Annotated in this window: 16 protein-coding genes and 1 pseudogene; 7 read left to right on the plus strand and 10 right to left on the minus strand. The window is 63.7% G+C overall.

Annotation, left to right across the window (positions count from 1 at the left end; genetic code table 11):
• Positions 1-25 precede the first annotated feature (25 nt).
• The 3 genes from JQ624_RS08100 to JQ624_RS08110 all read left to right on the plus strand — a co-directional run bounded on the left by JQ624_RS08100 (position 26) and on the right by JQ624_RS08110 (position 5,608).
• Complete coding sequence (locus JQ624_RS08100) at positions 26-3,148, plus strand: efflux RND transporter permease subunit (protein ID WP_212418338.1); 3,123 nt, start codon at positions 26-28, stop codon at positions 3,146-3,148.
• A gap of 103 nt (positions 3,149-3,251) precedes the next feature.
• Positions 3,252-4,682, plus strand: a complete 1,431-nt coding sequence (locus JQ624_RS08105; protein ID WP_212418339.1) for a hypothetical protein — start codon at positions 3,252-3,254, stop codon at positions 4,680-4,682.
• Between the two features lie 17 nt (positions 4,683-4,699).
• The gene (locus tag JQ624_RS08110; RefSeq protein WP_212418340.1) at positions 4,700-5,608 is read left to right on the plus strand and encodes a methylenetetrahydrofolate reductase; all 909 of its coding nucleotides are present in this window, start codon (positions 4,700-4,702) and stop codon (positions 5,606-5,608) included.
• Here the strand turns inward: JQ624_RS08110 and JQ624_RS08115 are convergent.
• A pseudogene (locus JQ624_RS08115) lies at positions 5,596-5,994 on the minus strand (amidohydrolase family protein); the annotation flags it as partial. The gene JQ624_RS08110 and the pseudogene JQ624_RS08115 overlap by 13 nt on opposite strands.
• A gap of 155 nt (positions 5,995-6,149) precedes the next feature.
• Here JQ624_RS08115 and JQ624_RS08120 point away from each other — a divergent pair.
• Positions 6,150-7,748: an FAD-binding oxidoreductase gene (locus tag JQ624_RS08120; RefSeq protein ID WP_212418341.1), complete on the plus strand. Its 1,599-nt coding sequence runs from the start codon at positions 6,150-6,152 to the stop codon at positions 7,746-7,748.
• Between the two features lie 88 nt (positions 7,749-7,836).
• Here JQ624_RS08120 and JQ624_RS08125 read toward each other — a convergent pair whose 3' ends face one another.
• The 5 genes from JQ624_RS08125 to JQ624_RS08145 all read right to left on the minus strand — a co-directional run bounded on the left by JQ624_RS08125 (position 7,837) and on the right by JQ624_RS08145 (position 12,281).
• A complete protein-coding gene (locus tag JQ624_RS08125) occupies positions 7,837-8,082 on the minus strand; it encodes a hypothetical protein (protein WP_212418342.1) in 246 nt (81 codons plus the stop codon).
• Positions 8,083-8,200: 118 nt separating this feature from the next.
• Positions 8,201-9,301 (minus strand): hypothetical protein, encoded by a 1,101-nt coding sequence (locus tag JQ624_RS08130; RefSeq protein WP_212418343.1) that lies wholly within the window; start codon positions 9,299-9,301, stop codon positions 8,201-8,203.
• On the minus strand, positions 9,294-9,716 hold the full coding sequence (locus JQ624_RS08135; protein WP_212418344.1) for a hypothetical protein: 423 nt from the start codon (positions 9,714-9,716) through the stop codon (positions 9,294-9,296). Before JQ624_RS08135 ends, JQ624_RS08130 begins: the two co-directional genes overlap by 8 nt.
• A gap of 47 nt (positions 9,717-9,763) precedes the next feature.
• Positions 9,764-10,735 (minus strand): alpha/beta fold hydrolase, encoded by a 972-nt coding sequence (locus JQ624_RS08140; protein ID WP_212418345.1) that lies wholly within the window; start codon positions 10,733-10,735, stop codon positions 9,764-9,766.
• Between the two features lie 130 nt (positions 10,736-10,865).
• On the minus strand, positions 10,866-12,281 hold the full coding sequence (locus tag JQ624_RS08145; RefSeq protein ID WP_212418346.1) for a TolC family outer membrane protein: 1,416 nt from the start codon (positions 12,279-12,281) through the stop codon (positions 10,866-10,868).
• A 345-nt stretch (positions 12,282-12,626) separates the two neighbouring features.
• Here JQ624_RS08145 and JQ624_RS08150 point away from each other — a divergent pair, with 345 nt between their 5' ends.
• Positions 12,627-14,489, plus strand: a complete 1,863-nt coding sequence (locus tag JQ624_RS08150) for an acetyl-CoA hydrolase/transferase C-terminal domain-containing protein (RefSeq protein WP_212418347.1) — start codon at positions 12,627-12,629, stop codon at positions 14,487-14,489.
• Positions 14,490-14,610: 121 nt separating this feature from the next.
• On the opposite strand, the gene JQ624_RS08155 is transcribed toward JQ624_RS08150, so the two are convergent.
• Positions 14,611-15,390, minus strand: a complete 780-nt coding sequence (locus JQ624_RS08155; RefSeq protein WP_212418348.1) for an enoyl-CoA hydratase — start codon at positions 15,388-15,390, stop codon at positions 14,611-14,613.
• A 106-nt stretch (positions 15,391-15,496) separates the two neighbouring features.
• Positions 15,497-16,174 carry a hypothetical protein gene (locus JQ624_RS08160; protein ID WP_212418349.1) on the minus strand — a complete coding sequence of 226 codons (678 nt, stop codon included), beginning with the start codon at positions 16,172-16,174 and terminating at the stop codon, positions 15,497-15,499.
• A 370-nt stretch (positions 16,175-16,544) separates the two neighbouring features.
• Here JQ624_RS08160 and JQ624_RS08165 point away from each other — a divergent pair, with 370 nt between their 5' ends.
• Together JQ624_RS08165 and JQ624_RS08170 are read left to right on the plus strand one after the other, a co-directional pair.
• Positions 16,545-17,090 (plus strand): sigma-70 family RNA polymerase sigma factor, encoded by a 546-nt coding sequence (locus tag JQ624_RS08165; protein WP_212418350.1) that lies wholly within the window; start codon positions 16,545-16,547, stop codon positions 17,088-17,090.
• Between the two features lie 2 nt (positions 17,091-17,092).
• Entirely contained in the window at positions 17,093-17,731 is a 639-nt protein-coding gene (locus JQ624_RS08170) for an NrsF family protein (protein WP_212418351.1), read from the plus strand.
• On the opposite strand, the gene JQ624_RS08175 is transcribed toward JQ624_RS08170, so the two are convergent.
• Together JQ624_RS08175 and JQ624_RS08180 are read right to left on the minus strand one after the other, a co-directional pair.
• A complete protein-coding gene (locus JQ624_RS08175; protein ID WP_212418352.1) occupies positions 17,721-18,863 on the minus strand; it encodes a DUF2336 domain-containing protein in 1,143 nt (380 codons plus the stop codon). The genes JQ624_RS08170 and JQ624_RS08175 overlap by 11 nt on opposite strands.
• A gap of 63 nt (positions 18,864-18,926) precedes the next feature.
• Positions 18,927-20,072 carry a GGDEF domain-containing protein gene (locus JQ624_RS08180; protein WP_212418353.1) on the minus strand — a complete coding sequence of 382 codons (1,146 nt, stop codon included), beginning with the start codon at positions 20,070-20,072 and terminating at the stop codon, positions 18,927-18,929.
• Positions 20,073-20,149: the final 77 nt, after the last annotated feature.

Here is a 20,149-nt window from a genome sequence, read left to right on the forward strand (position 1 = left end):
TTCCTCATTGAAAGCCCCGGTCTGAATGGATCGCCTGGTCGCCCTAGCAGTCAGCCGCCGTTATTTGATGGTCGGCATGTTCGCCGCCGTGCTGGTCGGCGGCCTGATCGCGTTCAAGCAGCTCAACATCGAGGCCTATCCCGATCCGACCCCGCCGATGGTCGACATCGTGACGCAGAGCCCGGGCCTGTCGTCGGAAGAGATCGAACGCTACATCACGATCCCGATCGAGACCCAGGTCGCTGGCATCAAGAACCTGCGCACCATCCGCACCATCTCGCTGTACGGATTGTCCGACGTCAAACTGCAGTTCTCGTTCGATTACACCTATGAAGAGGCGCTGCAGCAGGTGTTGAACCGGCTGTCGCAGCTTGCGCCGTTGCCGGGCAGTGCGCAGCCGACCATCTCGCCGCTCAGTCCGACCGGCGAGATTTTTCGGTACCGCTTGAAAGGCCCGCCGAATTACAGCGTGCTCGACCTCAAGACGCTGCAGGACTGGATATTGCAGCGCCGCTTCCGCGCCGTGCCGGGCGTCGTCGACGTTACCGGCTGGGGCGGCAAGACCAAGACCTACGAGCTGCAGGTCGATTTCAACAGACTGGTCGCCAACGGGCTGACGCTGCCGCAGGTGTTGCAGGCTGTTTCCAACGCCAACATCAATGTCGGCGGCAACACCGTCAACATTGGCGCGCAATCCGCCGTGGTGCGTGGCGTCGGCCTGATCCGCTCGATCGACGATCTCAACAACACCATGGTATCGCAGTCGGGCGGCAATCCGGTGCTGGTCCGCGACATCGCGCATGTCACGATCGGGGAGAAGCCGCGGCTCGGCATCGCCGGTCTCGACCAGGACGACGACATCGTGCAGGGCATCGTGCTGATGCGGCGCGGCGAGCAGAGTTCGCCGACCATCGCCCGGGTCGAAAAGCTGGTCCAAGACATCAATCATTCCTCGATCCTGCCGCCCGGTGTGAAGATCGAGCGGATCTATGACCGCAAGGATCTGATCGACATCACCACGCACACGGTGCTGCACAACATGGTGGTCGGGATCATCCTGATCGTGCTGTTGCAATGGGTCTTCCTCGGCGACCTCCGCAGCGCCCTGATCGTCGGCGCGACGATCCCGTTCGCGCTGTTCTTCGCCGTCATCATCCTGGTGCTGCGCGGCGAATCCGCCAATCTGCTGTCGGTCGGCGCGATCGATTTCGGCCTGATCGTCGACGCCACCGTGATCATGGTCGAGGCGATCTTCCGGCGGCTGACGCAAACCACCGCGCTGTCGGAAGCCGAGCGCAGCCATATCTCATTCGATACCACGATGGGGATGAAGAGCCACGCGATCCTCTCGGCCGCTGCCGACGTGTCGCGCTCGATCTTCTTTGCCGCCGCCATCATTATCGCCGCCTTCCTGCCGCTGTTCACGCTGAGCGGCGTCGAAGGCAATATCTTCGGGCCGATGGCGCGGACCTATGCCTACGCTTTGGCGGGCGGGCTGATCGCGACCTTCACGGTGACGCCGGCGTTGAGCGCGATCATCCTGCCTTCGCATCTGGATGAAGCCGAAACCTGGGTCGTGAAACAGCTCGACCGGCTGTATGTGCCGGTGCTGAACTGGGCGATTGCGAACCGCAGGATCGTCATGACCGGTGCTGCGGGTCTGGTGCTGCTCACCATCGTGTTCGCGCGGCTGCTGGGACTGGAATTCCTGCCCAAGCTGGAAGAAGGAAACTTGTGGATCCGCGCCACGCTGCCGCCGACCATCTCGCTGCAGGAGGGCAACGCCTACGTCAACGAGATGCGCAGGATGATCCGTGCGCGCCCCGAGGTGGAATCGGTGGTGTCGCAGCACGGACGCCCCGACGACGGCACCGATGCCGCCGGCCTGTTCAACGCCGAATTCTTCGCGCCCCTGAAGCCCAACAGCGAATGGCCCGACACCCGCGACAAGGACGAACTGACCGCGCAATTGCTGGGGCAGTTGCAGGACAAATTCCCGGGCGTCGAATTCAACTTCTCGCAGTATCTGCAGGACAACGTCTCGGAGGCCGTGTCGGGCGTGAAGGGCGAGAACTCGATCAAGCTCTATGGCAACGATCTGCAGGCGCTCACGGATACGGCCAACAAGATCAAATCCGTGCTCGGCACCGTACAGGGCGTCACCGATCTCGCGGTGTTCACCTCGCTCGGCCAGCCGACCATCCAGATCGATATCGACCGTGCCCGTGCGGCGCGCTACGGCCTGTCACCCGGCGATATCAACGCCACCATCAAGGTTGCGGTCGGCGGCGACAGCGCCGGCGATCTCTATGAACCCGGCAGCGACCGGCATTTCCCGATCATCGTTCGCCTCGCCCCCGAATACCGCAAGAGCGCGGAGGCGATCCACAATTTGCGGATCGGCGTGGCCGGGCAGGGCGGTGCGATCACGCAGATTCCGCTCAGCGAGGTTGCCTCGATCAACCTGATCTCGGGCGCCGCCTATATCTACCGCGAAGGGCAGGAGCGCTATCTGCCGATCAAGTTCTCGGTGCGCAACCGCGACCTTGGCAGCGCGATTCAGGAAGCGCAGGACAAGGTCGCCGCGCAGGTCGAACTGCCGCCGGGATCGCGCATCGAATGGGTCGGCGAGTTCGGCAATCTGCAGGACGCCATCAAGCGGCTCTCGATCGTGGTGCCGATCAGCCTCGCGCTGATCGGCGTGCTGCTGTTCTTCAATTTCGGTTCGATGGTCGACACGCTGCTCGCCATGAGCGTGATCCCGATGGCGATCTTCGGCGGCGTGCTCGGTCTGTTGATCACGGGCATCCCGTTCAGCGTGTCGGCCGCGATCGGCTTCATCGCGCTGTTCGGTATCGCCGTGATGGACGGCATCATCATCCTGTCGCAGTACAACCAGCTCATCGACGAAGGCTATGAGCGGATGCGCGCGGTGATCCGTACCGGCGAACTGCAACTGCGACCGGTGCTGATGACCTGCGTGGTGGCGGGCGTCGGGCTGTTGCCGGCGGCGGTCTCGGAGGGGATCGGTTCGCAGGTGCAAAAGCCGCTGGCGATCGTGGTGGTGACCGGCATGATGCTGGCGCCGATCGTGATCCTGGTGACGCTGCCGGTGCTGATCTCGGTATTCTCGCGCCGGGCCCGCTAACCCCTGTGGGCACACGCCCATGTTTCCTGCCCACTCGGTTTGTGGTTGACGCGATCCGGCGGCCGTTCCTTGATATCGGCAGGGACAACCGCAGGAGCAAGCCATGCGGATCGAGGAAAGCCAGGACCACGGTCAAGGGCACGGGACACCCACCGCCGAGCAGATTCTCGGCGAAATCCGCGACTATTGCCGCGAGACGCAAACCGCTGAATCGACCTTCGGGCGGCTGGTGGTCAACGACGGCAAGCTGGTGTCGCGACTGCGCGACGGCGCCAGGATCACGACCGGCACGCTCGACAAGGTCCGCGCGTATCTCGCCGAGCACCAGCCCGCTACGAACGCCGCGGCAGGCCAGCCGTCGCCGGTCGCCAAATCGCTGAACGGCGGGGCCGCCGCCAACGCCGTCGCGCCGCCGGGCTTCCGATTCTTCGATAACCGCCAGAAATACCTGCTGTTCGTCTCCACCTGCAGCGAGAAGACCGAGGTCGGGAATCGCATCTCGCTCGAGCTCGGCAATCTGCAGCCGGCGCCGCCGGCGCTGCGCATCTTCGATGCCGGCGTCGGCGACGGCACCGTGCTGTCGCGGGTGATGCGGGCAGTGCATGCGCGCTTCCCCACCATGCCGCTCTACGTCGTGGCGAAGGAGATCAGCTACGAAGACGTCCGCCTGATGCTGGAGAAGATGGCGGACCGCCTGTTCGAGCATCCCGCCACCGTGCTGGTCGTGACCAATCTCTACTACGCCGAGGCGCCGTGGTTGACGCCACGCTCGGTGACGTCAGCCCAAGGCCTGATCTGGAAGGACGTCACGCTGACCGGAAACACCGCGCACGGCTTCGCCGAGCAGATCGGCGAGCTCGAAGGCTTCCTCGCCGAGAACTGGCGCGCAGGCATCAGCCCGACCACGGGCAATCCGGTCTACCAGCGTCCGGTCATCCTGACGCTGCGGCGCGAGGATCATTCGTTCCTGCTTGACCCGATCATGCCGCGGCCCGGCCGGGTGATGGCGGATTACGATCTGGTCATCGCTTCGCAGCCCTACCGGGCGCGGGCGAGCGTGGAATTCAAGGCCTCGAAGGTGTTGACGCCGCTGGTCAAGTCGCTGCGGCCGGGTGGGCGGCTGATCGGCATCCATTCGCACGGCAAGGATCCCGGCATCGAAATCATCGACCAGGTCTGGCCGGGAGATGATCCCTTCAAGACCGACCGCTATGCCATCCTGCGCCAGGTCAAGCGCGAGCTTGGCGCGGCGGCCCGGCACTACAATTTCAATGCCTCCTCCGACGCGCGCTCGATCTTCCGCTACCACATGCATACGCTGCCGGACGAAGTCAGCGGACCGATCGGGACCTCGACGCTGTTCGCAGCCTGGAACGCTGCGATCTACGTGGCGCAGATCGAGGACAACAGGCTGTCGGAAGTGGTCCGCGACGGCCGCTACCTCGAAGCCACCGACGGTGTCCTGAAGAAGCATGGCGGCCTGTGGTTCAACGACGAAACCTACGTGATCTCGCGCCGCCGCGCGCCGGCATGAGCCTGGGAGGCGCCCCCGTGACCGTCGCCGATCCGTCATCCCCCAGACTGGCCGCGCTGCTGTCGTCGGCCTCCGTCGAAATCTCCTCGCGCGGGCATCAGGTCGCGGAACTGCGCGAGCAGTTCGCTGCCGACACGGATGTCACCATCACGTTCCTGCCCGGCGACAGTTATCGGCACAACGTCGAAACGGCTACCGCGCTGCGCCGGGCCGGCTTCAACCCGGTGCCGCATATCGCCGCCCGCGAAATGGCCTCGCGGGAGGCGCTCGATGATTTCCTGGCGCGGGCGCGGGGCGAGGCCGGTGTGTCGCGCATTCTCCTGATCGCGGGCGACGTGGCGGCTGCGCGGGGCCCGTTCAAATCGACGCGCGATGTCTGCGCCAGCGGATTGATCGAGGCGCATAGGATCGCTTCCGTCAGTGTGGCCGGTCATCCCGAAGGCCATCCGTTCCTCGAACTGCCTGACGCGATGAAAGCGCTAGGCGGTTGGCGCGACTGGGGACGGCAGACGAAAACACCTGTCGATGTCGTCACGCAATTCTGCTTCGAGAGCACTCCGATCCTGCAATGGATCGCTGAACTCGATCGCGCCGGCATCGATCTGCCCGTCATCGTTGGCCTGGCCGGTCCGGCCACGCCGGCGACATTGACGAAATTCGCGCTCCGCTGCGGCATCGGCAATTCCATGCGCGCGCTGCGAGCCCAGATCGGCCGGTTCGGGCGGCTGCTGACGGATACCGGTCCGGACGATGTCGTCAGGGGACTGCGCTGCGCGCCCGCGGCTGCAACGGCTTCGATCGCGGGATTTCACCTGTTCCCGTTCGGCGGCCTGCGCAAGGCCGGCAACTGGCTGCGCACTTGCGACCGCGACCCGCTCGGACTTGAGCGGGCCGCGATGTCGGGCGCCGGGCTTCAGAACCCGTAAAGCTGCACCGGGTTGTCGACCAGGATCTTCTTGCGGATCGCCGCGTCGGGCGCCCACACCGGAAGCTGGTTCAAGAGCCGGCCGTCGTCGATCTGGAACAGCGGCGTTACGTCGGTGATCTTCTTGTCAGGCGGGGTGACGGGATCCGGATGCGGCCAGTCGGTGCCCCAGATGATGCGGTCGGCATTGGCCGCGATCAGCGACTGGGCGAGCGGAATGCAATCGGCATAGTCGGGGGCGAGCTTCGAGGCGCGGTAGGCGCCCGAGATCTTCACATGGGCCTTGCCCGATTTCACCAGCTCCATCAGATCGGCAAAGCCCGGCTGCTCGATGCCCTGGGCTGCCTGCGCGCCGCCGAAATGATCGAATACAGTCGGCGCGGGAGACTATCGGGAGAAGTAAGGCGCGGGAAGGGCGCTCATCCTCCGGCGGCATCGAGTTATCGGTTCAGTAACGCAGCCGGTCTATCGAACAGGAAGGCGCTCCGATTTGACTAATCATCCGCCCGCCCGGAATGTCTCCCATCTCCTGGAATCAGTTCATGCGAAAATTTTCACAAAAATTCAAAACCGGCGCGTCGGTGGTTGCCGTGGTCGTGGTGCTGCTTGGCGTTTACAGCTATCGCAAGCTTCAGGCGCTGGCGGCCGATCCCAACGGGGAAAAGGATTGCGGGCCGGCGGTCGGCGGCGGCGAGCAGGCGAAAATCGATCTGGAGCGGATCAAGGCGATTGCGCCGCTCAAGGACGTGAAATGGTCGCAGCTTGGCGGCAGCATCAATGATGCGAGCTGCCTCAACAAGACCGAAATCTACGGCGTGGTCGACGTGCACAGCGTCGATGATATCGCGAAGACGCTGGCCTTTGCGCGCGACAACAAGCTCTCGGTGACGACCGCCGGCGTGCGCCACAGCATGGGCGGGCACGCCTTCCGCAAGGGCGGTATCGTGCTCGACATGCGCGGCTTCAACAAGATCGTGCTGAATGAGAGTTCGCGATCGGTCACGGTGCAGCCGGGTGCGACCTGGCACGACATCCAGAACGTGCTGCATCCGCGCTTTGCGGTCCGCGCCATGCAGTCGACCGATATTTTCAGCGTCGGCGGCTCGATCTCGGTCAACGCCCATGGCATGGACCATCAGGCCGGTGCGCTCGCCAAATCGATCAAGTCGATGAAGGTGATGCTGGCGGACGGCTCGTTGCGGACGGTATCGGCGACCGAGAACAAGGATCTGTTCAACCTCGTGGTCGGCGGCTACGGCCTGTTCGGCGTCATCGTCGAGGCCGAGCTCGATATTGCCGACAATCTGGTCTACCAGACCGGGCGCCGCATGATGGACTACAAGGAGTTTCCGGCGCTGTTTGCCAAGGAGATCGAGAAGGACGCCAATATCGGCCTGATGTACGGCCACCTCTCGACCGCGCCAAGCTCGTTCCTGAAGGAATTGCTGCTCTATACCTACACCAAGGTCGACGGCACCGATTTTAAGCGCGAGCCGCTCGGCGAGGTCTCAGGCACCAAATTGCGGCGGCTCACCATCAATCTGTCCAAGCAGGGCCCGCTGTTCCAGGAAATGAAGTGGCTGTCCGAGAAGCACATCGAGCATCGCATGGAAAATTGCACGGTGACGCGCGCGCAGGCGATCGGATCGGCGGAGGCCTGTCTCGTCAACCGCAACGACCCGATGCACGATTCCGTGCCTTACCTGCGAAACTCGCTGCCCAACGACACCGACATCCTGCACGAATATTTCATCCCCCGCAGCCAGTTCGTCTCGTTCGTCGACGGCATGCGCAAGGTGCTGACCGACAACAAGACCAATCTGTTGAACGCATCGGTGCGCGTCGTGCATCAGGAGAACAATTTCCTGACCTATTCGCCGGAACCGGCGTTCTCGCTGGTGCTCTATATCAACCAGACCACGGATGAAGAGGGCAACCGGCGGATGAAGAAGGCGACGGAGGAACTGATCGACCTCACCATTGCGCACAAGGGCCGGTTTTTCCTGCCCTACCAGCTCTATTACTCGCGTGACCAGTTGCAGCGCTCGTATCCGCAGATCAACGATTTCTTCGCGGCGAAGCGGAAGTACGATCCGAGCGAGCTGTTCACCAACACATTCTATCAGAAGTACGCATCGTAGGGCCTGCTGCCGTCATTGCGAGGAGCCAACGGGTCGCGCACATGCGCGCCCGATGACAGGCTCCGCGACGAAGCAATCCAGATATTGCTCAACCCAACGATGGATTGCTTCGCTTCGCTCGCAATGACGAAGCCGGGCGCGATGGCGGCAGGCCGCTACAGCCACCGGCTTGTTCGGCATCCAATACCAGCAACGCACCCGCCGCATAGAGGCGAACGACAAAGCCGGCATCGTCGGAACGCGCGATGGTGACGTAATTGTTCGAGGCGAGGATGCGGCCGTTGGCTTTGGCGATGGCGGCCAGCGCCTGCGATGGGGGACCGACAATGGCCATTGACTTGCCGGGAGCCGAACCAAATGTCAACGCAACGACCACCGCAAGCCAGCCGACGATGATGAGGGCGATTGCGCCAGCAATTCGCCCCCATCGCAAACCTCTACGCTGACGCCTGTCAGTAGTCATAGAAGTGCTCAATGTTCGCGCCCCTGGCCTTGAGCTCGCGGTTGATATCCACGAGGCGGTCGATCCTGGCTTTCAATCCGGCCCTGCGAAACCCGGGCCGGGCATCCAGCTCCAGCGAAAACAGCTCCGCCGTACCCTTGATGTCGAGCTTGGCCGCGTCGGGGGCAATCACGGTAACGAGAATGTCGTGATTGCCCGCGATCTGCGCAACGCCAAAACCCTGGTCCAGCAGGCCCTGCAGGATTTCGGTCAGCGCCTTGTAGCGCGGCGCCTGCACCAGCTGCCATTGTGCGTTGAGCGGGCGGATCGGCTTGATGCGCGGTTCTTTCGCCAACACCGAAGGCGGCAGCGTCGCCACCGCGAACATGATGTCGCGCGGCTCCTCGTCACCACCGGCGTCGAGCGCCTTCTGGATCAGCGCTGCGTAGCCGATCTTGACGAAATATTCCGCGCCGAGCGCGAAATCGCGCTCCCAACTGCGCAAGCTGCTCGGCGTTGGCGCCGAAATCGCCATCAGGCCGTCGAGCTTTTCGCGAAACGGATATTTGTACCAGGGGATGGTGTAGAGGAACGCGGCATAATCCTGCAGCACCGCGTGGCCGAACTCGTCCTGTGGCGTGCGCTTCTCGCCCCTGACCCATTCGAACACCCGCCCGATCGTGTGTTCATAAAGCCCCTTGATCGCGTATTCGGCGGAGTAGCTGATGCCGATCACGTAGATCATGGTCTTGACCTCCGTGAGCGACTCTGCCGTGGCGGGCACCGCGCGGTTGATGGTGCAGAAGCTCTGCCAGAACCCGAAGATATGACCGAGATAGTTGAAGTGGCTTTCGCTGGAGCGATTGAGGAAGCGGCCGAAATCCTCGAAGGAATAGACAATGTACCATTCGGGGAAGGTGAAGAAGGTGTTGTTCAGTTTGCGCCGATAGCCCGGCTCATCGATCGCGGGCAGGACGACGGCCGGCGCGGCGGACGCCGCGGCGCCGGAAGAGGGGCGGCAGGTGCCCTCGATATAGGCTAGCGGCACGAGCACCGACAGCGCGATCAGGATCGCGACGACAGCGAGGATACGCCGCAGCCACCTAAGCATGAGCGACGGACCGCGTCCGCGGCGCGAGCAGATAGCCGATCAGGATCGCCACGCCGCCGAGGCCGAGATGCGGGGCGTTGGCGAAAAACCGCGTCGAGAGCGGTAGGTTGAGGACCCCGTTGATCAGGATGCCGAAGTCGAGATAGCCGCTGCCGGTGAGCAGGCCGAGTACGCCGTCGGCAAAGTAGAACACGCCGAACAATTGAAAGAACAATTCCGAGGCGCGGCGCGAGGTGATCGCCGCCGCAGCCGCCCACAGCGCCGAGACGAGATGCAGCCCGTCGGCGTACCAGGTGCGGCGAAACAGGCCGAAGATCATGTCATTGGCGTCGATGAAGGTCGGGATGTAGCCGGTGAGAATCACGAAGCCGAGCAGGGCGGCATAGCCCCAGGCGCACAATCTGATGAGGTCCATGATGTCTCCGGCGGCGATCTGTAAGACTTGTCGAATCTCTGCCCAGTCTAGAGTTTTCCAAGCGTCTTGAGCAGGGCATCGTCGAACATGGCGGGATCTTCGATTTGCGGAATGTGACCGAGCCCCGGCAGCAATGTCAGGTCCGTATCTGATGGCAGCAGCGTTCGGAGATCGAGGGCTTGCTCGACAGGGGTAATGCTGTCCTTGTCGCCCCACAGGATCGCGACCGGGACTTCCAGCCTCGCATAGGCATTGCGGTCCGCGCTCGCGGCATGTGTGTCGGAGCCGAGGAAATAATACAGCCAGTCGGCGATATCGCTCGTGCTGTCGCGCTGCATCAGCGGCCTTTGCAGGATCGCGACATATTCCGGCGACGCGCGCTCCTTCTTCGCGATCAGCGATTTGAGCAGCATTTGCGTCGCCACGGGATTGGTGATGGTCAGCGACACCAGGATTTCGCGAATCCATTGCGGCTGGATCACCCAGGGCGCGCTCGACGGCGCAGCCGTCAATCCGAGCGCCGCATCGACCAGCACCAGTGCGCGCGCCCGATCCGGATATCGCATCGCGAGTTCGGTCGCCGCACCAGCGCCGAAGGAGTGACCGACGATGATGGCGGGCGCGGCTTCCAGCGTATCAAGCACGTCGTTGATCCGGGAAGCCTGGTCCTGCCGCGTGTAACTGCCGGGACGGTCCGAGAATCCAAACGGCGGGAGATCGAGGGCGATCACATGAAAGCCTGCCGCGGCCAGCGCGTCGCTGGTATGCCGCCATAGCTCGCTCCACGCCGCCGTACCGTGAAACAGCACCACGGGAATGCCATCCGCCGGACCCTTCTCCTGCACGAACACGCCTCCAGAGCGCGTCGGCACCAGATGGCCGGTCCGCGGCGCCAGTCCGACGCGCGTGCCGGTTTCACGTATCGACGCCGCGAGGCGAAATGAGGTGATCACAAGGACTATGGACAGGACCAGGACCAGCAAGCCGTTGGCCGACCAGCGCAGAATGTTTGCAACCACGAGGCCTCGCAAAATCGATCGATCAAAACGGGGGGCGGAAACGGAACGAGTTTTAGGCCAACGCGGGTTGCTGGCGACTGAAAATACCCGACATGATCAGCGTCCGGTTAATACCGGGAGAAAATACAACCTACTGCCCCGACGGCGTCCGCAGGCCGTGCCAGGCGTCGCGCACCTGGTGGTAGTGCACCTCCGGCAGATAATCCGGCGTGTTGAGGCCGAGGTTCTTGACGTCGAGCCGGCCGATGGCGCTGAGCAGGGTGTAGGAGGCGATCACGCGGTCGCGCTGCGCGCCGATCAGCCGGGCCTTGGCCAAAATCAGGTCCTGCTGCGCGTTCAGGACGTCGACGGTGGTACGCTGGCCGCCGGCTGCCTCCCGCTGTACGCCCTGCAGGGCGACGGTGGCGGCGCGGACTTCGGCTTCGGATGCGGTAACCGCAATCTTGGCGCCTTCGTTGGCGACCCAGGCGCCGACCGCGGCAGTGCGGGCCTGGTTGCGGACCTGATCCAGCACCAGCCGGCTCTGGCTGGCGACCTCCTTGGCCTGCCGGGTCTGTGAGGCCGCCATGCCGCCGTCATAGATCGGCTGGGTGAGCTGGGTGCTCACGGAGGCCTGATCGGTCCCGAAGGTGCCGAGCGTCTGATCCGACTGCTTGCTGCGGCTGGCGCTGCCCTGCAGCGTGATGGTCGGCATCAGGCTGCTTTCGGCGACGCGGATGGTGGTCGTGGCGACGTCGAAGTCGAAGCTGGCCGCCGTCACCGCCGGGTGCTCGCGGAAGGCAAGCCCGGTGGCGTCATCGCGGCTGCGCGGCAGCAGGCGGTCGACGGTTTCGGCGGGGCGGAGCAGGGTGGGCGCGTTGCCGATCACCTGGCTATAGGTCGCCTGGCTGACGGCGAGGTTGACCTCGGCGGCGTTCAGATCGGCGCGGCCCCGGCTCAGGCGCGCCTCGGCCTGCGCGGTATCGGTGGGCGTGACGTCGCCGGCATTGAGACGCTTCTGGGTGATGCCGAGCGTTTCCTGCAGGAACGCCACGTTGGCGCGCTGGGCTTCGACCAGCGACTGGTTGGCGAGCACGTTGGTATAGACGGTGACGGCGTCGAGCAGCACGCCCTGGCCGACATTGCGCAGGGCTTCGCGGCCGGACTGCACCTGCAGTTCCGCGACGCGGACGCTGTTGGCGGTCTTGAAACCGTTGAACAGCGTCTGGGTGACGGTCACCCCGATGGTCCAGGGTTTCAGGGTTGCGGACTGGATGGTGTTGTCAGGCAGGAGGTTGCGCACCGCCTGCAGGCCGGCGGAGAGGCTCGCGACAATCTGCGGCCGGTAACCGGAAAGCGCCTGCGGCACATTCTCGTCGGTGGCACGCTGGCGCGCCCGCTCGGCGTTGAGCTGGGGATTGGTCTGGTAGGCCTTGGTCAGCGCCTCGGGGAGGTTTTCGCCATGCGCGGCCGGCGCCGCAAACGCAAAGCAAGCCGCCGCAAGGCAAATGCCCGATCGAAGCAACCGCCTTTCAACGTGGCCAACCCTAGCGGCACGCCCAGTCATTTGATCCCGTAGCCAACACAAGAACGTGATAACCCTGCTTCGAGCCATCCCGCTCTATCTGCTTGTTTGGGCATGATCTTCAGGGAATGCCGGTCACCCGTCATTCCGGATCATGCATTGCTTGTCCGCCCCCGCCGACAGCCTCGGCGCATCTACCTGTTTAGGGGGCGTCGCCGCCACAGGCAAACTGCCGCGCGACATCAGTACATTAATTCACTGCATTCGGTGCTTGGCTGTTGCCGGTTCGTCACAGACGAAGTCCGGCGGCAAATGCACTATAGCTTCGGTGGCTGGCGTCCGATTCAGGGCGGTTGGCTCTTCAGCTCTGCCCGGGTCCGCAACTTGATGCCGAAGCAGTTTTCCGACCCCGAAGCGATCGCGGAGGATATTATCCGCGATGTCGGAACCAACCTCGTGGTCGGCTTGCCGCTCGGGCTCGGCAAGGCCAACCATGTCGTCAACGCGCTGTACGCACGCGCCGCCGCCGATCGTTCGATCAAGCTCACCTTGTTTTCGGCGCTGACGCTGGAAAAACCGAGGCCCTCGGGCCTGCTCGAGCGGCGCTTTATCGGTCCGGTGATCGATCGCCTGTTTGGCGGCTATCCCGACCTGACCTATGCGAATGCGTTGCATGCCGGCGAACTGCCGCCCAACATCCAGGTGATCGAGTTCTTCTTCCTGGCCGGCAAATGGCTGCACGTGCCGTTCGCGCAGCAGCATTACATCTCCGCAAACTATACCCATGCGGCGTCCTATCTGCTGACGCGCGGGCTCAATGTCGTCACCCAATTGGTCGCGAAACGCGTGGTCGATGGCGTGACGCGCTACAGCCTCAGTTGCAACACCGACACCACGCTTGATCTGCTCCGCGCCCGCGCCGAGGGGCGCACTTCATTCAAAGTTTTCGCGCAGGTCAATTCAGAACTGCCGTTCATGCCCGGCGCCGGCGATCTGCCGGCGGATGAATTCTCTGCGGTGCTCGACAGCCCCGAGACGGATTTCCCGCTGTTCGCGCCGCCGGCCGAGCCGGTTAGCGACACCAAATATGCCATCGGCCTTCATGCCGCCGGCCTCGTGCGCGACGGCGGTTCGCTGCAGATCGGGATCGGGCAGATCGGCGATGCGCTGGCGCGGGCGCTGATCCTTCGTCACCGCAATAATGCGCAGTTTCACCACATTATGAAGCGGCTAATGCCCGGATCAGAACCGCTCGCAGTGCCGGAAACCGGGTCGTTCGAAAAGGGTCTCTACGGTATCAGCGAAATGCTGACCGAGGCGTTTCTGTACCTGATCGACGCCGGCATTCTCAAGCGCGAGGTTGATGGCGTCGTGCTGCACGGCGCGTTCTTTCTTGGGCCGAAATCATTCTATCGTGCGCTGCGCGAGATGACGGCCGAACAAATCGCCCGGATCCAGATGATGCCGGTATCCTTCACCAACGAACTCTATGGCGATGAGGAGACCAAGCGACGCGCCCGGGTCGATGCTCGCTTCGTCAACAATGCGATGATGGCAACCTTGATGGGGGCGGTAATTTCCGACGGCCTTGAGAACGGCCAGGTCGTGAGCGGCGTCGGAGGACAGTATAATTTTGTGGCGCAAGCATTCGCGCTGCAGGGCGCGCGCTCGATTCTCACGATCGAGGCGACGCGGCATGGCCGTCTCAAGACGCATTCGAACATCCGTTGGAGTTACGGTCATGAGACCATTCCGCGGCACTTGCGCGATGTCATCGTTACCGAATATGGCGTCGCCGATATCAGGGGCAAATCCGACGCCGACGTGATCGCGGCAATGCTGCAGATCGCGGATTCCCGTATTCAGCCCGAACTTGTGCTGCAGGCTAAAGATGCCGGCAAGCTGCCGAAGAATTTTGAAATTCCGCTCGCCCATCGCGAGAATTTTCCGGAACGGATTGCGCAGGCCCTGAGGCCCGCGCGCGATGCGGGGCTATTGCCGTCATTCCCTTTCGGCAGCGACTTTACCGAGGTCGAGCAACGGCTGATCCCGGCGCTGCAGTTGCTGCGGGAAGCGCAGCGGACGCCGCTGCTGTTGCCCGGGCTGCTGTGGCAGGGGATGACACAGCCGCCGGATGCTTCGAAGCGGGAATGCCTGGCACGGCTGGGCCTCGATCGCCCGACAACGTTTGCCGAACGCGCCTATCGCGCGCTGGTCAACGCGGCGCTGGCGCGGAGCCGGGCGGGGTAGCGCCGATTGTCGTCATTGCCTGCGACAAACGCGAAGCGTTTGCGCACGGGAGCGTAGCGACGAAGCAATCCACACTTTCTTCGTGGCTCTGGATTGCTTCGCTTCGCTCGCAATGACGGTATTACCTGTTCTTGTTCACCGGCTTGCGCTTCTCGATAAACGCCGCCATGCCCTCGGAGCGGTCTTCCAGCGCAAAGGTCGAGTGGAACAGGTTGCGCTCGACATTCATGCCTTCTGACAACGGCGTCTCGAACGCGCGGTTGATAGCCTCCTTGGCCATGGCCGCAGCGGGATGCGACATCGAGGCGATCTTTTCGGCGGCCGCGAGCGCTTCTTCCATCAACTTGTCCGCCGGCACGACGCGGCTGACGAGGCCGGAGCGCTCGGCTTCCGCCGCATCCATCATGCGTCCGGTGAGGCACAGATCCATCGCCTTGGACTTGCCGATCGCGCGCGTCAGCCGCTGGGTGCCGCCGATGCCCGGGATGGTGCCGAGCGTGATTTCCGGCTGGCCGAATTTTGCGGTGTCGGAGGCGATGATGATGTCGCACATCATGGCGAGCTCGCAGCCGCCGCCGAGCGCATAGCCGCTGACGGCCGCGATGGTGGGTTTGCGGCAAGTGGCGACGCGGCCGCCGCCGATCGCGGCGAAATCGCTGGAGAACATGTCGATGAAGCTTTTCGGCTGCATCTCCTTGATGTCGGCGCCGGCGGCGAACGCCTTTTCGCTGCCGGTGAGCAGGATGCAGCCGATCTTGTCGTCGGCCTCGAGGTCGTCGACGGCCGCCGCGATTTCGCGAAACACGCCGAACGACAACGCGTTGAGCATTTTTGGCCGGTTCAGCGTGATGATGCCGACCGCGCCCTTGCTCTCGACAATGATGTATTCGAACGTCGCCATGATCCACCCCGGGTAGCCGATTTGCGGGCAATGTGCCCGCTGCCGGGGTGGGCTTCAAGTGGGGCAGGGCGGGAGGCGGCCTGTGGACGCGCCTTGTAGCGTCCCGCTACGCCATGAACATGCGCGCGGCCGACGCCATCGTCAGCAGGGCGCCGAAGGCGATGAAGATCTTTCCGATCAGCGAGGTCTTGTCTAGGGTGGAACTGTCGTTGTTCGCCGCCTGACCGGGGCTCTCCGCTGCCGGTTTGGCCGAGGCCAACGCGACCGTCTGCGTGGAGGGGGCCTCCTGCAGCTGCAGCGTCCGGTCGGCCTCGTTGAGCTGGTCAGGGGCAACCGCGGCGGTATCGGCCGGCGCTTCCGCGTCAGCCGGCTTGTCCACCGCCGCCTGCAGGACCGTGTTGGCCTTCTCCGACATTGCCGCCGACATCCCCCTGGCGCTATCGGGGGCCGCATCGGCTGCCGTCATTTGCGCGTTGGCGTTGGCGAGCCATTCCGGCATCGCGGGCGTGGTGGCGCCGCTCGCGTCAGCGACCCGCTTTTCGTCGGCTTTCTTGCTCTCGTCGGATTTCGATGCCGCGCGCGTGTATTTGCGATGGGCGTAGCGCTTCTTCAGGTAACGTGAACCCTGCCTGACGGACTTGCCGGACGTCGCACTCTCCGATTTGGAAACGGCGGCGCTGTCCACATCGGTACCGGCGGCCATCGCCGGCGGTGGTCCTGCGAAACTTACCAAAAGTCCTGCTGCGAAAATCATGGCCGATCGCGCGCTGGCTTTGATCGTCATGTAGTATCTCCCCATTGGCCGCCGCCCATTCGCGAAAAAAGACCCCGCCCGGTGTCCACAGCACGGCGGAAAAAGGGAATCTTCGGGCAACACCGGGCAAAAGCTGGGCAATGGTGTTGCAGCGGACGTGTGCAGGCGGGCATTTTTGCCGGCGCGGACTTCTCCAGCGGAACTGCACCGGGTGCGGGCCTGTGCAATCAATGTTATGAGCCTGCCGTCAGCGCAGCTGGCCGTCCCGATTCCCGACCGGGGGCGGCAGGCCGGTTGCGATGGCGTCTTCTGCGTCCGGACTTCCGATCACGACTTCGTGATCATATCGTCCTGACGTAACAAATTGAAAGATCGGCCGAATTGCAGGGTAGGAGCGCTCTTGCGCGAACGGGATGATGAATGGACCGGCCTGATGCGGTTGGCCATCGCAGGCGACAGTGCGGCGTATCATCGCCTGCTCAGGGCCGTCACGCCGGTGCTCCGGGCCGCGGCGCGCCGCGGTCTGGCGCGTGCGGGGCAACCGGTCGATCAATCCGAGGACATCGTGCAGGACATTTTACTGGCGGTCCATCTGAAGCGGCACACCTGGGACGTCACCGCCCCATTTGCCCCATGGCTGTTTGCGATCGCCCGCAACAAGCTGATCGATGCGTTGCGCCGCCGCGGCCGGCGCATTTTCGTCGACATCGACGATTTCGCCGAGACACTGCCAGGCGAAGCGCCGGCCGCGACCGCCTCGGCGAGCGAGGTTGCCGCCCAGCTTCAGACGCTGCCGGCGCGGCAGCGCGACGTGTTGCAGTCGATCGCGGTCGACAGCGCCTCGATCAAGGATACCGCCGCGAAATTTTCGATGACGGAGGGCGCGGTGCGGGTGGCGCTGCACCGCGGGCTGGCCAGCCTGACGGCGAAGCTACGGGAACAGTGAGAATGGATACCGATCAGCTCATTCGAACGCTAGCGGCCGACAATACGCACCGGGCGCGCCCCGTCGGCTTTGCGCTGATGCTGGCGCTTTTGGCCGCGGCGCCGGTCTCGCTTTTGATGTTCTTTACCGAACTCGGCATCAGGCCCGACGTGATGGTTGCGATGCGCAACCCGTTCTTCGACCTTAAGTTCGCGGTGACGCTTGCGCTGGCGATCTCGGCGATTGCCGTCAGCCTGCATTTGTCGCGGCCGGAAGCCTCGCTGCGCGGCTTTGGCTGGCTGCTGCTGGCCCCGGTCGGGATCCTGGCCGCAGGTATCGGTGGCGAGATGATGGTGCAGCAACGGCTGCCGATGATGACGCGGCTGGTCGGCAAGAATTCCTGGGTTTGCATGACGGCGATCCCGGCGCTGTCGCTGCCGATTTTGGCCGGTGCGCTGATCGGCCTGCGTCACGGCGCGCCGGCGCGGCCGGCGGTCGCCGGCGCCATCGCGGGGCTGTTGTCGGCGGGGTTGGCGGCGACGCTCTACGCCTCGCATTGCACGGACGATTCACCGCTCTTCGTGGCGGCCTGGTACACGATCGCGACCGCGCTGGTGACGGCGATCGGCGCGCTCATCGGAGCGAAGCTGCTCAGGTACTAGGCACGAGCGTGGCGGGCGTATTCTGCTGCATGCGGTGGAAGCGCAGCACCTGCTGCGCCGTCGACGGCCGCAGCCGCTCATAGGTGTCCTGGCAGGCGGCAAGATCGGTCAGCTCCGTGCCGGACAGTTCGTCACGCATCCTGATGATTGTCCTGACCGTCACCCACGACAGCCCTGCGACCTTCGCCAAAATCATCACGCCTTCGGCCCGGGTTTCGATCATCATGTTCTCGGCGATCGCCACCGGCACGTTGGCGAGCGCCGCGATCGAGGCGTTGGCCTCGTCGAATTTTCCGGCCGCGGCAAACGACGCCACCTCGGATTCGTCGAGCCGGCCGTCCTCGTACAGCGACTTGACCAGCGCGTGCGCAATCGCAGTGTCCTTGGTAATCGTCGAGATCGCCGAGCGCGCGCGCCGCGTTGCCTCCTTGACCACGGTCGGCACCTCAGCCGCCTGCTGCGGGTTGGCGGCCTCCAGCCGCTGCCGTACCGTGTCGGAGGCCTTGGCAAGCAGTTTCAGATAGAGATGCCGCGGCACGGACGGACGCAGGCCGATGCAGGCCGTGAGATTGTCGTCGCCTTCGGCGCGGCTGACGAGGCGGGTAAAGCCGCGCTCGGTAAACTCCGCGCCCGGATTGTTCACGGTCGACTGGATCACCTCATCATTGCCACGCTGGACCAGCACGTCGGTGACCGCGCCGCTCAGGGTCCTGCGGGTCGAAATCGCCATCAAATGCGCCTGGCTCTTGCTACGCGCGTTCTCGATCAGGGTCTTGTCGTCGAGCCGCATCGATTGCGACAGTACGGGACCTGCCACCTCGATGACATCATCGAAAGCAAGCGCGCGGATGGTGAGCGGCGGGGCGGTGTCGATCGGGGCAAGACGGTTGGCCAGCAGCATCTTGGCCGAGGTTTCGATGTGGTCGATCAGGCACTGGAAGACATCGTCGAACAGCCTGACCTGTTCGTCCGAATAGTCCACCGCGCCGTTGATGAAGAGATCGGTTACGCGGCGCAGGGTCTCTACCCGGCGCGCGACGGTGCCATGCGCAAGGGTGGACTGCAGTTCATCGAGCAGACTTCCGGGAGAGGGAGATCCGGGAGAGGAAGACTTGGCGGCTTTCGAAATCATGACTCTGTCCTGGAGCAAAAACCGGCGGCGGCTTCTCCGCCGCCGGAGCTGAAATATGTCGGATCAGGCGCTGGTAATGCGGTTGCGTCCCTGCGCCTTGGCTGCGTAAAGCGCGCTGTCGGCACGCGCGAGAAATGTATCTGACGTCTCGTTCGGATTCAGCGCTGCAACGCCTGCCGACATCGTCACCCTCATGCCCGGCGCGAACGCGCTCCAGTCGAGATCGGCAATAATGGCGCGCAACCGGTCGAGCGCCCGCATGGCCTCGCCGGCGTCCATATCGGGCAGCACCAGCAGGAATTCCTCGCCGCCATAGCGGCCGAATCGGTCGACGCTGCGGACGTTGGCGAACATGGTGATCGAGAATGTCCGCAGCACCTCGTCGCCGGTCGGATGGCCGTAGGCGTCGTTGATGCGCTTGAACCAGTCGAGGTCGATCAGCGCGATGGAGCAGGACGATCCGCAGCGGGTCGCGCGGGCGATCTCCTCCTCCAGCATTCGCATGATGCAGCGCCGGTTGGACGCTCCCGTCAGCTCGTCGAGTTCGGCCAGCTCCTCGATCCGCTTGTAGGCTGCCTTGAGTTCGGAGCTGCGGTCGTAGAGCATCTTGCGCATGGTGCTGCCGTACAGCCCCACGAAGGCACATTGACCGATCGTGAGGACGTAGGAGAGCATCGCGGCGACACGTTCGGTCGGGGTTGCAACCGGCAGGCCGATCGGCGTGCTGGTGAGCAGAAAGATCGGGGCGAGGCCGATCATCGTGAGCGTCCACGTGATGATGGCCTGCCGCGACGTCATCCGCAGCGCGCCGAATCCGAAAATCAGGAATACGACGCTGAGGAAGGCAAATCCGATTTCGGGCGCCGCCAGCAGGAAACAGAGCTGGAGCGCGACGTGGCCGCCGACCTGGAAGATGGTCAGATAGTGGTCTTCGAACTGGTCGTTCAAGTGGGCTTCCGACAACACGACAAAGACCGAGACCAGTCCGATGCCGGAAAGGAAATAGGCCGACGGAATGATCATCGGGACGGTGCCGGCGTAGCAATAGACCAGCAGCACCGAGGTGATCAGCGCGTAGCTGACGCCTTGCACGGCCAGCATTTGGCGGCGCTGGCCGGCCCGGCGCTTCAATACTTCCAGCGGCAGTCGGACCGGCGCGGTCGTCCTGTGGGAGCCTTGCCCCTGAAGCAATGATGCCGCGCTGCTCATGTCCCGTCGCTATTGGAGTATGCTGGACGAAACTTTAGGGAATAAAGCCTTTAGGTTTGGTATCTTTTGAAGTCGAA

The sequence above is a fragment of the Bradyrhizobium sp. AUGA SZCCT0283 genome (assembly GCF_018130385.1).
In the GTDB taxonomy this organism is placed as follows: domain Bacteria; phylum Pseudomonadota; class Alphaproteobacteria; order Rhizobiales; family Xanthobacteraceae; genus Bradyrhizobium.